Below are 14,732 nucleotides of genomic sequence, written 5' to 3'. Positions count from 1 at the left end.
CGTTACCGACTCTTGACCCAGAATCAAGTTGGCCGGGGCATCCATGGTGGTCCGGGTCGCTCTGGCCGACGCTCTCACCTGCGACGACACCGTTTCTTGACACGTCGTTCGTGAAGCCCACCACAGGGCCTCCCCCGAGCGTGCCGCCGCCGGGGCACCGCCCGTGCGCGCCTGCCCTCGTTGGACCGCGCGCCCGCCGGGCGTTACGTTCTCCGAGCAGCCCGGAGCACCGGGCGGTGACGACGCCGGCACCCGCTGCCTGCCCGAGATGACTGCCGGCGACGCGTGCCGGCCGGAGGACTCCCCCGCATGATCGACCACGAGGTCCGCGTCTACCGTTCCGACGAGCTCCTGCCGCGGGAGGAGCAGCTCGCCTGGAAGATCGCCGAGGTCGCCGCCGAGCATCTCGAGCCGACGCCCGAGGTCACGGACATGGTGATCAACCGCGTCATCGACAACGCGGCCGTGGCGACGGCGTCCCTGGGCCGCGCGCCCATCCTCGCGGCACGCTCGCAGGCCGAGGCGCACCCGGTCTCGCGCGGCGGCGCGGGTGCCACCGTCTTCGGCTCCCCCGAGCGCACGAGCCCCGAGTGGGCGGCCTGGGCGAACGGTGTCGCCGTGCGCGAGCTGGACTACCACGACACGTTCCTGGCGGCCGAGTACTCGCACCCCGGCGACAACGTGCCGCCGATCGTCGCCGTCGCCCAGCACCTGGGCCTCGGTGGCGCCGAGCTCCTGCGGGGCGTGGTCACGGGGTACGAGGTCCAGGTGGACCTCGTCAAGGGCATCAGCCTGCACGCGCACAAGATCGACCACGTGGCCCACCTCGGGCCCTCGGCCGCGGCGGGCATCGGCACGCTGCTCGGCCTGCCCGCGGAGACGATCTACCAGGCCGTCGGCCAGGCGCTGCACACCACCACCGCCACCCGCCAGTCCCGCAAGGGCGAGATCTCCACCTGGAAGGCCCACGCCCCCGCGTTCGCGGGCAAGATGGCGGTGGAGGCCGTGGACCGCGCCATGCGCGGGCAGACGTCCCCCAGCCCCGTGTACGAGGGCGAGGACGGCGTGATCGCCTGGCTGCTCGACGGGCCGGACGCCCGTTACACCGTGCCCCTCCCCGCCGCGGGCGAGGCCCGGCGCGCCATCCTGGACACCTACACCAAGGAGCACTCCGCGGAGTACCAGGCGCAGGCGTGGATCGACCTCGCGCGCCGGCTCGGCAGCGAGCGCCCCGAGCTGCGGGACCCGGAACGCGTGCGGTCGGTCGTGCTGCACACCAGCCACCACACCCACCACGTCATCGGCTCGGGCTCCGGCGACCCCCAGAAGTACGACCCGGCCGCCAGCCGCGAGACGCTCGACCACTCGATCCCGTACATCTTCACCGTCGCCCTGCAGGACGGCGCCTGGGACCACGTGGCCAGCTACGCCCCGGAGCGCGCCGGCCGGCCGGACACCGTGGCGCTGTGGCGCAAGGTGACGACGGCCGAGGACGCGGGGTGGACCCGCCGCTACCACGCCGTCGACCCTGCCGAGAAGGCGTTCGGCGGGCGCGTGGAGATCGAGCTCGTCGACGGCTCGCGCGTCGTGGAGGAGATCGCCGTCGCCGACGCGCACCCGCTCGGGGCGCGCCCGTTCGCCCGCGCGCAGTACGTGGCGAAGTTCCGGGCCCTGGCCGCGGGAGTGCTGGCCGACGAGGAGGTCGAGCGGTTCCTCGACGTCGCGCAGCGTCTGCCCGAGCTCTCCCCCGCCGAGCTGTCCGGGCTCACCGTCACCCCGCTCGTCGACGCGCTGACGACCCACCCCGTCGCGCCCGGCATCTTCTGAGGAGCCCGACCGTGCTCTACTCGTCCACCACCCCCGCCGCCAAGCGAGCCGCCTTCCGCGAGCGCCTGCGCTCCGGCGACCTGCTGCAGCTGCCGGGCGCCTTCAACCCGCTCGCGGCGCGGCTGATCCAGGACAAGGGGTTCGACGGCGTGTACGTCTCGGGCGCCGTGGTAGCCGCCGACCTGGGGCTGCCGGACGTCGGCCTCACGACGCTCACCGAGGTCGCCGCCCGGGCGGGCCAGGTCGCCCGCATGACGGACCTGCCGACGCTCGTGGACGCGGACACCGGGTTCGGCGAGGCGATGAACGTCGCGCGCACGGTGCAGGCGATGGAGGACGCGGGCGTGGCCGGGCTGCACGTCGAGGACCAGGTGAACCCGAAGCGCTGCGGGCACCTGGACGGCAAGCAGGTCGTGGACGAGCCGACCGCGCTGCAGCGCGTGCGCGCCGCGGTCGCCGCGCGCCGCGACGAGAACCTGCTGGTCATGGCCCGCACGGACGTGCGGGCCGTCGCCGGCCTCCCGACGGCGATCGACCGGGCGAAGGCGCTCGTCGACGCCGGGGCGGACGCGATCTTCCCCGAGGCCATGCGCGACCTCGCGGAGTTCGAGGCGGTGGCGGACGCCGTCGACGTCCCGGTGCTGGCGAACATGACGGAGTTCGGCAAGTCCGACCTGTTCACCGCGCGCCAGCTGGCCGACGCCGGCGTGGCGCTCGTCATCTACCCGGTCTCGCTGCTGCGGCTCGCGATGGGCGCCGCCGAGCGTGGACTGGACGCCCTGCGTGCCGAGGGCTCGCTGGCGGGACAGGTCGGGCACATGCAGACCCGCTCCCGCCTGTACGAGCTGGTGGACTACGCGGGCTACTCGACGTTCGACACGGGCGTCTTCGACTTCACCCTGGACGACAACCACCACGGCTGACGCCCGCCGGCGCGCGCGCCGGGACACCGCAGCAGCCGCATCGCAGCAAAGGAGCACCGATGACCGAGCACAGTGGGCCGACGACCGGGCAGGCCGACGAGCCGGAGGTCCGCCGGGGGCTGGCGGGGGTGGTCGCCGACGTGACGGCCGTCTCCAAGGTGGACCCCGAGACGAACTCCCTGCTCTACCGCGGCTACCCCGTGCAGGACCTCGCGGCGACCCGGCCGTTCGAGGCGGTGGCGTGGCTGCTGTGGCACGGCGAGCTGCCGACGGACGACGAGCTGGCCGGGCTGCGAGCCACCGAGCGCGAGCACCGGCCGCTGGCCGACGACGTGCGCGCGGCGATCGACCTGCTCCCGCTCACCGCGCACCCGATGGACGAGCTGCGCACGGCGGTCAGCGTGATCGGCGCGCGCGAGGCCGCCGGCCTCACCGCGCTGGAGGCCGCGGCCGACCGTGCGGTCAACCTCGAGCGGAGCGTGCGGCTCTTCGCCGCCCTGCCCGCCGTCGTCGCCTACGGGCAGCGTCGGCGCCGCGGCCTGGAGCCCGTCGAGCCCCGGGACGACCTCGACTACGCCGCCAACTTCCTCTGGACGACGTTCGGCCAGGACCCGGACCCGGTGGTCGTCGACGCGTTCAGCCGCTCGCTGGTCCTGTACGCCGAGCACTCGTTCAACGCCTCCACGTTCACCGCCCGCGTCATCACGTCCACCCTCAGCGACCTGCACTCGGCCGTCGTGGGCGCGATCGCCGCGCTCAAGGGGCCGCTGCACGGCGGCGCCAACGAGGCCGTGATGGACACCCTCACCGAGATCGGCTCGGCCGACCGCGCCGCCGCGTGGCTGGACGACGCGCTCGCCGCGAAGCGCAAGATCATGGGCTTCGGGCACCGTGTCTACAAGCACGGCGACTCGCGGGTGCCGACGATGAAGACCGCCCTCGACACTCTGGTGGACCACTACGACCGGCCCGACCTGGGTGCGCTCTACGACGCGCTGGAGGCCGAGTTCGTGCGCCGCAAGGGCATCTACCCGAACCTGGACTACCCCTCCGGCCCCGCCTACCACCTCATGGGCTTCGACACCCCGACGTTCACGCCGCTGTTCGTCGCGTCCCGCGTGACCGGCTGGACGGCGCACGTCCTGGAGCAGCAGGCCGCCAACGCGCTCATCCGCCCGCTGTCGGCGTACGTGGGGCCCGAGCGGCGCGAGGTGCCGCGCGCCGGGGCGGGCGACTAGGGCACGCGCGACAGGGCAGGACGACAGGGCAGGACGACAGGGCAGGACGACAGGGCAGGACGACAGGGCAGGACGACAGGGCAGGACGACAGGGCAGGACGACAGGGCCGGGCGACGGGCGGGCGCGGGGGGACGGCCGCGCCGCCCGGGCGCACTAGGCTCGCGGGTATGACCGCCGACTACTCCGACTTCGAGTTCGAGCGCCGGTTCTTCGTCCGGGAGCTGCCCGACGCCCTGCGCGACGCGCCCGCCCTCATCGTGCAGTCCTACTTCCTGTCCGACGGCGGGTACGCGCTGCGGGTGCGCGTGCAGGCCACGGGCGTCGAGGCACGGCTCGGCCCCGACAGCGACGCGCGGGACGTGCTGGAGCTGTACCGCGCGCGCTTCGACTTCGCCGCGGTCACGGTCAAGGGCCCGTCGGCGGGCGGCACCCGGTACGAGGCCGAGCGCCAGCTCGACCCGCTCGTCGGTGTGGAGCTCGTGCGGCGCGGTGGAGCGCAGGTGATCAAGACGCGGTACGCCGCGTGGCTGGGCGCCGACGGCTGGTCGATCGACGTGTTCGGCGGCGCCAACGCGCCGCTCGTCGTCGCGGAGTGCGAACGTTCCGGACCGGTCACGGACCTGCAGATCCCCGACTTCTGCGTCACGGAGCTCACCGACGACCGCCGGTTCTCCAACGAGTCGTTGGCCGTGGACCCGTTCCGCGGCTGGTCGGCCGCCTATGCGCAGGAGCTCGCCGTGCAGGGCCCTCGCTTCCGCGACGACTTCGGCGGCAACACGACGATCACCACCTGAGCGGCGGCTCCGGGCACCGCGGCACCTTCAGTGCCAGACCTCAGTGCCAGACCCTGGTGCCGGACCTCAGTGCCAGAACGAGACTTCCTCGACGCCCGGCCGGTACTCGAAGTGCCAGGGCTCGTAGTTGCCCGAGCCCCCGCGCTGGGCCCACGGCGGGTTCTCCCAGCCGTACGCGGGCCCGTTCTCCCACAGCCAGCCGTAGACGTCGCTGCTGCGGTACTCCTGGCTGCACAGGTCGATGGCGAGGCCCCAGCCGTGCATCGACGCACCCGGGACGGCGGCGAGGTAGCCGCGGCTCGCCTTGACGGCGTACTGGTTGGACAGCGAACGGTAGCTGTCGACGAGGCACAGGTCCCGGCCGAACCGGGCACGGAAGGCGTCGTTGAGGCTGCTGAGGGCGACGGCAGCGTCGGCGCGGAGGTGCTCGCCGTCCTGCCAGAGGTCGCAGAGGGAGTGGTCGGCCAGCTGCCCGTTGGTGCCGTCGATCGGCGCGTTCGGGTCGCAGTTCGGCAGTGCGCTGCGCTCGGTGCTCCGGCTCGCGGCGGCGGCCTCGACGCGGGCGTCCCGCGGGGCGGCGGCGATGGCCTGGGACGTGCGCGGTGTGTCCACGCCCTGCTCGAGGAGGGCGAGCGTCGAGGGCCCCGTGGGCTGCGTGTCGAGGTCGAACGGGGTCCCGCCGTGGCCGGCCTGGGCGTCCGTGACGAGCGGCGCGGCGATGGTCGCCGCGGCGAGCGAGCCGAGGACCGTCAGGCGCGTGATCCACGCGTGGCCGGTGGGCGCGGCGTGCCGGCCACCGTCGCCGGCGGGCGTCGTGCGCCTGCGGGGCTTCTTGCCGGCCCGGGCGAGCTCGGCCTCGCGCATCTCCCGGCGGGAGCGCGGCGCGGCTGCGTCACCCTGCGACCTCGCCTCCACGGCACCTCCGCGCTCGTGCCGGGACGGCCGCCGTGGCCGCCCGGACCCTCCGGACCCGAACACGGACCGCCGTCGCCGCGTGCCCTGCACGCGGCCGCACGAGGCGATCCGTCACGGAACCATAACGGGGTCGCGCGCCCCCGCCAAGTCCCGGTCCACGCCGCCACGGCGGGCTGCGCACGGACGTGCAGGTGGGAGCGTGTCCACCCTGCTCACGGCCTGCGCTGCATCGCGTCCCGGACCTCGCCGACGAGCTCCTCGAGGATGTCCTCGAGGAACACGACCCCGAGCACGCCGTCAGGCCCCTCGACGCGTGCGAGGTGCGCCCCGGACCGTTGCATGGCGCGCAGCGCGTCCTCCACCTCGTCGGCGGGCCGCACGGACGCGAGCGCACGCACGCGCCAGGCCGGGACGGGCTGGAACCGGTCGCCGTCCGAGGCGTACAGCACGTCCTTGAGGTGCAGGTAGCCGCGCAGGGCGCCGCCCTGGCCGTCGGCGTCCTCGTCGCCCGCGGCGCCGCGCACGGGGAACCGGCTGAACCCGGTGCGCGCCACCAGGTGCTCGACGTCGTCCGGGGTGGTCTCCGGGCCGACGACGACCAGCTCGTCCAGGGCGACCATCACGTCCCCCGCGGTCCGCGAGGAGAACTCGATCGCGCCGGCCAGCAGGCCCTGCTCGTCGCGCAGCACGCCCTCCGCCTGCGAGTGCTCCACGATCGACTGCACCTCCTGCGCCGTGAACGCGGAGGCGACCTCGTCCTTCGGCTCGACGCCCGCGAGGCGCACGGCGTGGTTCGCGACCCAGTTGAGCGCGGAGATCACCGGGCGCACCGCCCGGCCCAGCAGCACCAGCGGCGGCGCGAACCAGAGCGCGGCCGTCTCCGGGCCGGCGACGGCGAGGTTCTTCGGCACCATCTCGCCGAGCACCACGTGCAGGTAGACGACGATCGCCAGCGCGAGGACCAGCGAGACCGGGTGCAGCAGCGCCTCCGGCACGCCGAGGGCCTCGAACGGCACCTCCAGCAGGTGCGCCAGGGCGGGCTCGGCGACGATACCCAGGCCGGTCGAGCAGACCGTGACGCCGAGCTGGGCGCACGCGAGCATCAGCGACACGTGCTCCATGGCCCACAGGGCCGTGCGTGCGCGACGGTCGCCCGCCTCGGCGAGCGGCTCCATGGCGCTGCGGCGCGCGGAGATGACGGCGAACTCGGCGCCGACGAAGAAGGCGTTGCCGGCGAGCAGCAGCACGCCGACCAGCAGGGCGGTCCCGGTGCTCATCGGCCCTCACCCCGCACGTCGCCGGCGCTCCCGGAGGTCGCGTCCGGCGGTGGGTCGGCGCGCACGCGCAGCCGCTCCACGCGCCGTCCGTCCATGGCCTCGACGCGCAGCCGCACGCCGCCGGCCGAGATCTCGTCGCCCTGCGCGGGCACGCGGCCGAGCACCGCCATCACGAGCCCGCCGAGCGTCTCGTAGGCCGGCCCCTCGGGCACGACCAGGCCGGTGCGCTCCTCGAGCTCGTCGGGGCGCAGCACGCCCGGCACGACCCACGAGCCGTCGGTGCCGCGCACGACGCCGGCCCGCCGCGGGTCGTGCTCGTCCGCCACGTCGCCCACGAGCTCCTCCACGACGTCCTCCAGGGTGACGATGCCCGACGTGCCGCCGTACTCGTCCACCACGACGGCCATCTGCAGGCCGAGCCCGCGCAGCTCCACGAGGAGGGGGCCGAGCCGCACCGTCTCGGGCACGCGGGGCGCGTCGACCATGAGGGCGGCGGCGGGCACCTCGCCGCGGCGGTCGTGCGGCACGCCGACGGCGCGCCGCAGGTGCACGAGGCCCACGACGTCGTCCCGGTCCTCGCCGATGACGGGGAACCGCGAGTGGCCGGTGCGCCGCGCGAGGGCGACCACCTCGGCGGCGGTGGTGTCGCGCTCGACGACGGCCGTGCGCATGCGGTCGGTCATCACGTCGCGCGCCGACAGCTCGTCCAGCTCGAGGGAGTTGGTCAGCAGGGTCGCGACCGACTGGTCGAGCGTGCCCTCCTGGGCGGACCGGCGCACCAGCGACAGCAGCTCGGAGGACGAGCGCGCGCCGGACAGCTCCTCCCGGGGCTCGACGCCGACCCGGCGCAGCAGCGCGTTGGCGGAGCCGTTGAGCACGACGATCAGCGGCCGGAACAGCATGGTGAACACCCGCTGCACGGGGACCACGAGGCGGGCGGTCGCGTGCGGGGCGGAGAGCGCGAAGTTCTTCGGGATCAGCTCGCCGAACAGCATGGAGAACGCGTTGACGACGACGAGGGCGAGCACGCCGGCCAGCACGCCCGCGACGCCGCGTCCCAGGGCCGTGGCGGCGAACGCGTCCGAGAACAGGGAGAGCAGGGCGGGCTGGGCCGTGTAGCCCAGCAGGATCGTCGTGATGGTGATGCCCACCTGGGCGGAGCTCAGCTCCGTCGACAGGTGCTTCAGCCCGGCGCGGACGGCGCGGTCCCGTCGGTCCGACGGGCGTCCGGTCGCCGTGTCGCGGCCGGGCGGAGGACTGTCGCCCTCCTCGTCGTCGGCCCCGAGGACGGCCGGGTCGAGGGTCACGAGGGAGAACTCGCTGGCGACGAACACCGCGGTGCCCGCGGTCAGCACGACGCCCAGCACGATCATGAGCACGTCGCCTAGCACGAGCGGCCCCGGGTGGTGCGGTGCGCCGGCACGGAACGGTGCGGCGGCGTGGTGTCCAGGCGGATCGGCGCGGGCGGCCGCGCGCTATATCGGCTCTCGTCCATCGTGCTCCGATGCTATCCGGCGCCGGGCGGCGGGCGAGTCGGCGTCCGCGCCGGACAGCGTGTGCTCAGCGCTCCCCCAGGCTCCCGGTGCAAGATGTCCCCATGACCACCGCGACCCCTCCGAGCACCCCGGGAACCTCGGGCACGTCCGGCCAGCAGAACGCCACCGTGCTCGTCGTCGAGGACGAGCCCGCGATCGCGGCCGCCATCGCGCAGCGGCTGTCGGCCGAGGGCTGGCGCGTGGAGGTCGCCCGCGACGGCCTGGCCGGCGTGGACGCCGCCGCCCGGCTGCAGCCGGACGCCATCGTGCTCGACGTCATGCTGCCCGGCATCGACGGCCTCGAGGTCACGCGCCGGATCCAGGCGGAGCACCCGATCCCGATCCTCATGCTCACCGCGCGCGACGACGAGACCGACATGCTCGTCGGCCTCGGCGTCGGGGCGGACGACTACATGACCAAGCCGTTCTCCATGCGCGAGCTCGTGGCCCGCGTCAAGGCGCTGCTGCGCCGCGTGGAGCGCGCCCAGCAGGCGGCCGTCACGACGCCCGCCGACCCGCCCATGGTCATGGGCGACGTGACGATCGACCGGGCGCAGCGACGCGTGCACCGCGCCGGCGACGAGGTGCACCTCACACCCACCGAGTTCGAGCTCCTGGTGATGCTCGCGAGCTCGCCCAAGACGGTCCAGACGCGCGAGCGGCTCCTCGCCGAGGTGTGGGACTGGGCCGACGCGAGCGGCACGCGGACCGTGGACTCGCACATCAAGGCGCTGCGCCGCAAGCTCGGGCCGGACCTGATCCGCACCGTGCACGGCGTCGGCTACGCCTTCGAGCCGCCGGAGTCCTGATGGACTCCGGCCCCGCCGGTCCGGACGACCCGCCCGTCCCCGCGACCCGGCGCCGGGAGCACCACCGGCTGCCCGACGTCCGGCCCCTCGACCCGCTGCGGTCGCTCAAGACCAAGCTGGGCGTGCTGGTCGTGGCGACCGTGACGTTCGCCGTCCTCATCACCTGGATCGGCCTGCAGAACGAGCTCGGCCCGACCCGCACGCTCCCCCTGGCGATCTTCCTGTCCCTGGTCATCGTGCAGCTGCTCGCGCGCGGCATGACGTCCCCGCTGCGGGACATGACGGCGGCCGTGCAGGCGATGGCCGCCGGGGACTACTCGATCCGGGTGCGCGCCACGAGCCGGGACGAGGTCGGGCAGCTCGCGGAGGCGTTCAACGTGATGGCGGCCGACCTCGACGCCTCGGACCGCGTCCGGCGCGAGCTCATCGCGAACGTGTCGCACGAGCTGCGCACGCCCGTGGCCGCGCTGCAGGCGCAGCTCGAGAACATGGTGGACGGCGTCACCGAGCCCACCCCCTCGGCGCTGGAGCTGTCCCTCGAGCAGACGGAGCGCCTCACCCGGCTCGTCACTTATCTGCTGGACCTGTCCCGGGTCGAGGCGGGGGCGTCGGCGCTGATGCTGAGCGAGTTCTCCGTGGGCGACTTCCTCGAGGAGTCGGCCCAGGCCATGTCGATGGTGGACGCCGCGAAGGGGCTCAGCTACGTCGTGGACGTCACGCCCCCCGACCTCACGCTCGAGGCCGACGTGGAGCGGCTGCGCCAGGTGGTCACGAACCTGCTGCAGAACGCGATCCGGCACTCGCCGCACGGCGGCACGGTGCGCCTGGACGGCTATCCCGTGGACGACGACGTCGTGCTCGAGGTGAGCGACGAGGGTCCGGGCATCGCGCCGGAGGACCGTGGCCGCATCTTCGAGCGGTTCGCCAGCGGCGCGGCCGCCGGCCGCCCGCACGCGGCGCCCCCGTCGGGCATGGCCAGCGGCGGCACGGGCATCGGGCTGGCGATCGTCCGATGGGCGGTCGACCTGCACGGCGGCCACGTGGAGGTCGCCGACACCGCCCGCGGTGCGACGATGCGCGTCACCCTCCCCGCGCGGGCGCAGCCCGCCCCGGGGGTCACCACCGAGGCCGACGGCTGAGCGCCGGTCCCGGACGGCCGGGGCCCGACGTCCGACTCAACGTGATGTTGCTCACACTCGTCCGTCACGTTGTGCTGCGCCTGGTCCGCCCATGACGTCGGACAACGGAGTCATCGGGTCGACCCGAGGAGTCGTTGCCCACCGCATTACCGGACGGTCACGATGGCGCGCCGCGGCCTCCGGAACGGCCGTCTGAGGCCGCTCGCCCTCCTCGGGAGCAACCGGCGAAGGGCATAGGCTGGACCATGCGCACGGCGTTCGCCGCGCGCATTTCCGGTCGAACAAGCTGCAACGGTGTGAAAGTGGGCGATCCGCGCGTGGTGTCCCCGAAGGACGGGTCAGAGTCGATCAGCGTGGCGAGCGCGTTCGGAGCCAACGAATGGCTGGTCGACGAGCTCTACGAGCAGTACCTCAAGGACAAGAACGCGGTAGACCCCGCGTGGTGGGACTTCTTCGCCGACTACGAGCCCGGCGAGTCGCGCAACGGGACGACGGCGGACGCCGCACCTGCGCAGCCCGCGGCCGCTGCGAGCCCGGCGAGCCCGGCCCCCGCGGCGCCCGCCCCGGCGGCACCCGCGGCCGCGCCGGCAGCTCCGGCAGCCCCGGCAGCTCCGGCACCGTCCACGCGCGGGTCCGGCACCGCCGCGGCGGAGACCGCGAAGGCCGCCACCAAGGCCGCCAAGGCTGCCCCCGTCCCGGCCGACCCCGCCGTGACCGCGGTCCGCCCGGTCGCCGAGGCGCTCCCCTCGACCGCACCGTACGCGGAGGTCGCGAAGGCCTCCCCGAAGACCGCCGACGAGGACAGCACCGACGACGTCCAGAAGCTGCGCGGCCCGGCCGCCCGCGTCGTCACGAACATGGAGGCCTCGATCGAGGTCCCGACCGCCACGTCGGTGCGTGCCGTGCCCGCCAAGCTCATGGTGGACAACCGCATCGTCATCAACAACCACCTGGCCCGCGGCCGCGGCGGCAAGATCTCGTTCACGCACCTCATCGGCTTCGCGCTCGTCGAGGCGCTGTCGGACATGCCGGTCATGAACGCGCACTACGAGAGCATCGACGGCAAGCCGCACGTCGTGCAGCCCGCGCACGTCGGCTTCGGCCTCGCGATCGACCTCGCCAAGCCCGACGGCTCGCGCCAGCTGCTGGTGCCCAGCGTCAAGAAGGCCGAGGAGCTGGACTTCGCCGGCTTCTGGGCCGCGTACGAGGACCTCGTGCGCAAGGCCCGCGGCGGCAAGCTCGGCATGGACGACTTCGCCGGCACCACCATCTCGCTGACCAACCCGGGCGGGATCGGCACCGTGCACTCGGTGCCCCGCCTCATGGCCGGCCAGGGCACCATCATCGGCGTCGGCGCCATGGACTACCCCGCGGAGTTCGCGGGCGCGTCCGAGGAGCAGCTCGCCCGCATGGCCATCTCGAAGGTCATGACGATCACGTCGACCTACGACCACCGCATCATCCAGGGCGCGCAGTCCGGCGAGTTCCTCAAGATCCTCGCGAACAAGCTGATCGGCCTCGACGGCTTCTACGACCGCGTGTTCGCGGCCCTGCGCGTGCCGTACGAGCCGGTCCGCTGGGTCCGCGACAACACGGTGGACGCCGACGTCGAGGCCGCCAAGCCGGCCCGCATCGCGGAGCTCGTGCACTCCTACCGGTCCCGCGGCCACCTCATGGCCGAGACGGACCCGCTGGCCTACCGCCAGCGCAAGCACCCGGACCTCGACATCCAGAACCACGGCATGACGCTGTGGGACCTGGACCGCTACTTCCCCACCGGCGGCTTCGGGGGCAAGACCAAGGACACGCTGCGCGACATCCTCGGCCTGCTGCGGGACTCGTACTGCCGCACCATCGGCGTCGAGTACATGCACATCGCCGACCCGGCCCAGCGCAGGTGGCTGCAGGAGCGGCTCGAGTCGGGCTACGCCCGCACCCCGCGCGAGGACCAGCTGCGCATCCTGCGCCGCCTGAACTCCGCCGAGGCGTTCGAGACGTTCCTGCAGACCAAGTTCGTCGGCCAGAAGCGGTTCTCGCTCGAGGGCGGCGAGTCCGTCATCCCGCTGCTCGACGCCATCCTGTCGAAGGCCGCCGAGGGCGGGCTCGACGAGGTCGGCATCGGCATGGCGCACCGTGGCCGTCTCAACGTGCTGGCGAACATCGCCGGCAAGAGCTACGGGCAGATCTTCAAGGAGTTCGAGGGCCAGCTCGACCCGAAGAGCGTCCAGGGCTCCGGCGACGTGAAGTACCACCTCGGCACCGAGGGGGTCTTCACCGCGGAGACCGGCGCGACCACCAAGGTCTACCTGGCGGCCAACCCCTCCCACCTCGAGGCGGTCGACCCGGTGCTCGAGGGCATCGTGCGCGCCAAGCAGGACCGCATCGACCTGGGCGGCGACGGCTTCTCCGTGCTGCCGATCCTCATCCACGGCGACGCGGCCTTCGCGGGTCAGGGTGTCGTGCCCGAGGTGCTCAACCTGGCGCAGCTGCGCGGCTACCGCACCGGCGGCACGATCCACGTGATCATCAACAACCAGGTGGGCTTCACCACCGGGCCGTCGTCGTCGCGCTCCACCACGTACGCGACGGACGTCGCCAAGGGCTACCAGATCCCCGTCTTCCACGTGAACGGCGACGACCCCGAGGCCTGCGTGCGCGTGGCCGAGCTGGCCTTCGCCTACCGCGAGCAGTTCGACCGCGACGTCATCATCGACATGGTCTGCTACCGCCGCCGCGGCCACAACGAGGGCGACGACCCCTCGATGACGCAGCCGCTGATGTACAACCTCATCGAGGCCAAGCAGTCGGTGCGCAAGCTGTACACGAAGAACCTCGTGGCGCGCGGCGACATCACGGTCGAGGAGGCCGAGCAGGCGCTGCAGGACTACCAGTCGCAGCTCGAGCGGGTCTTCACGGAGACGAAGTCCGCCCGCAAGGCGAGCACGCCCGACGGCGAGGACGAGATCGCCGGCCTGGAGCGCCCCGAGTCGCAGCGCGAGGGCGCCGGCGACATGGTCGGCTGGCAGACCGCCGTGCCGCACGCCGTGCTCGAGCGCGTGGGTGCCGTCCAGGTGTCCGCCCCCGAGGGCTTCACGGTGCACCCGAAGCTGGCCCAGATGCTGGAGAAGCGCCAGCTCATGGCCAAGGAGGGCGGCATCGACTGGGGCTTCGGCGAGCTCGCCGCGTTCGGGTCGCTCCTCATGGAGGGCACCCCGGTGCGTCTGGCCGGGCAGGACTCGCGCCGTGGCACGTTCGTGCAGCGGCACGCGGTGCTGCACGACCGCAACACGGGCGCCGAGTGGACGCCCCTGCTGTACCTGTCGGGCGACCAGGCGAAGTTCTGGGTGTACGACTCCTCGCTCAGCGAGTACGCCGCCCTCGGCTTCGAGTACGGCTACTCCGTGGAGCGCCCGGACGCCCTCGTGCTCTGGGAGGCTCAGTTCGGCGACTTCGTCAACGGCGCCCAGACCGTCATCGACGAGTTCATCTCGTCGGCCGAGCAGAAGTGGGGCCAGAGCTCGTCGCTGGTCATGCTGCTGCCGCACGGCTACGAGGGCCAGGGGCCGGACCACTCCTCCGCCCGCATCGAGCGCTTCCTGCAGCTCGCGGCCGAGAACAACATGACGATCGCGCAGCCCTCCACGCCGGCGTCGTACTTCCACCTGCTGCGCCAGCAGGCGTACGCCCGCCCGCGCCGTCCGCTGGTCGTCTTCACGCCGAAGCAGCTGCTCCGGCTCAAGGCCGCGGCCTCCAGCGTGGAGGACTTCACCACCGGAACGTTCGAGCCGGTGCTGCCGGACACGACCGTGGACGCGGCGCAGGTCGACCGGGTGCTGCTGAGCACCGGTCGCGTGTACTACGACCTGCTCGCCGAGCGGAGCCGCCGCGAGGACACCCGCACCGCTCTGGTCCGCCTCGAGCAGCTCTACCCGTTCCCCGAGGAGCAGATCCGGGCGCAGCTCGCGCAGTACCCGGGCGCCGAGGTCGTGTGGGTCCAGGACGAGCCGGAGAACCAGGGCGCCTGGTCCTTCCTGCACCTGGCCTTCCCGGAGGACATGCCGCGCGTGCACGTCGCCGCCCGGCCGGCGTCGGCCTCCACGGCCGCGGGCACGGCCAAGCGGCACAAGGAGCAGCAGGAGGTCCTGCTCGCGCAGGCCTTCGACCGCTGACCGTGCCGAGGTAGCTCCGAGCTCGCCGAGGTAGCACGAGGGCGGCCGCACCAGCTGGTGCGGCCGCCCTCGTGCTACCTCGTGCTATGTCGTGCTACCTGGGCC

10 protein-coding genes are annotated in these 14,732 nt (G+C 73.3%); 7 read left to right on the top strand and 3 right to left on the bottom strand.

Annotation, left to right across the window (positions count from 1 at the left end; translation table 11 throughout):
* Positions 1–309 precede the first annotated feature (309 nt).
* From ACFT55_RS12760 to ACFT55_RS12745, 4 genes are all read left to right on the top strand, one after another.
* Positions 310–1,827 carry an MmgE/PrpD family protein gene (locus ACFT55_RS12760; RefSeq protein ID WP_380244206.1) on the top strand — a complete coding sequence of 506 codons (1,518 nt, stop codon included), beginning with the start codon at positions 310–312 and terminating at the stop codon, positions 1,825–1,827.
* A gap of 11 nt (positions 1,828–1,838) precedes the next feature.
* Positions 1,839–2,750, top strand: coding sequence for a methylisocitrate lyase (gene prpB / locus ACFT55_RS12755; RefSeq protein ID WP_380244205.1), 912 nt, complete (start codon positions 1,839–1,841; stop codon positions 2,748–2,750).
* Positions 2,751–2,809: 59 nt separating this feature from the next.
* Entirely contained in the window at positions 2,810–3,988 is a 1,179-nt protein-coding gene (locus tag ACFT55_RS12750; RefSeq protein ID WP_380244204.1) for a bifunctional 2-methylcitrate synthase/citrate synthase, read from the top strand.
* Between the two features lie 168 nt (positions 3,989–4,156).
* On the top strand, positions 4,157–4,783 hold the full coding sequence (locus tag ACFT55_RS12745; RefSeq protein ID WP_380244203.1) for a CYTH domain-containing protein: 627 nt from the start codon (positions 4,157–4,159) through the stop codon (positions 4,781–4,783).
* A 66-nt stretch (positions 4,784–4,849) separates the two neighbouring features.
* Here ACFT55_RS12745 and ACFT55_RS12740 read toward each other — a convergent pair whose 3' ends face one another.
* The 3 genes from ACFT55_RS12740 to ACFT55_RS12730 all read right to left on the bottom strand — a co-directional run bounded on the left by ACFT55_RS12740 (position 4,850) and on the right by ACFT55_RS12730 (position 8,348).
* Complete coding sequence (locus tag ACFT55_RS12740; protein ID WP_380244202.1) at positions 4,850–5,698, bottom strand: D-alanyl-D-alanine carboxypeptidase family protein; 849 nt, start codon at positions 5,696–5,698, stop codon at positions 4,850–4,852.
* Positions 5,699–5,910: 212 nt separating this feature from the next.
* Positions 5,911–6,975, bottom strand: coding sequence for a hemolysin family protein (locus ACFT55_RS12735; protein WP_380244201.1), 1,065 nt, complete (start codon positions 6,973–6,975; stop codon positions 5,911–5,913).
* Positions 6,972–8,348 carry a hemolysin family protein gene (locus tag ACFT55_RS12730; protein ID WP_380244200.1) on the bottom strand — a complete coding sequence of 459 codons (1,377 nt, stop codon included), beginning with the start codon at positions 8,346–8,348 and terminating at the stop codon, positions 6,972–6,974. Before ACFT55_RS12730 ends, ACFT55_RS12735 begins: the two co-directional genes overlap by 4 nt.
* A 224-nt stretch (positions 8,349–8,572) precedes the next feature.
* On the opposite strand from ACFT55_RS12730, the gene ACFT55_RS12725 reads away from it, so the two are divergent.
* The 3 genes from ACFT55_RS12725 (at position 8,573) to ACFT55_RS12715 (ending at position 14,627) form a co-directional block, all read left to right on the top strand.
* Positions 8,573–9,319, top strand: a complete 747-nt coding sequence (locus ACFT55_RS12725; RefSeq protein ID WP_380244199.1) for a response regulator transcription factor — start codon at positions 8,573–8,575, stop codon at positions 9,317–9,319.
* Complete coding sequence (locus ACFT55_RS12720) at positions 9,319–10,458, top strand: sensor histidine kinase (protein ID WP_380244198.1); 1,140 nt, start codon at positions 9,319–9,321, stop codon at positions 10,456–10,458. The genes ACFT55_RS12725 and ACFT55_RS12720 overlap by 1 nt, the downstream gene beginning before the upstream one ends.
* 317 nt (positions 10,459–10,775) lie before the next feature.
* A complete protein-coding gene (locus tag ACFT55_RS12715; RefSeq protein ID WP_380244207.1) occupies positions 10,776–14,627 on the top strand; it encodes a multifunctional oxoglutarate decarboxylase/oxoglutarate dehydrogenase thiamine pyrophosphate-binding subunit/dihydrolipoyllysine-residue succinyltransferase subunit in 3,852 nt (1,283 codons plus the stop codon).
* The last annotated feature ends 105 nt before the right edge of the window (positions 14,628–14,732 follow it).

This window comes from Isoptericola sp. NPDC057191 (genome assembly GCF_042670225.1).
In the GTDB taxonomy this organism is placed as follows: Bacteria; Actinomycetota; Actinomycetes; order Actinomycetales; family Cellulomonadaceae; genus Isoptericola.
The sequence above is the reverse complement of the archived record's forward strand: the minus strand, read 5'-3'. Positions and strand labels throughout refer to the sequence as shown.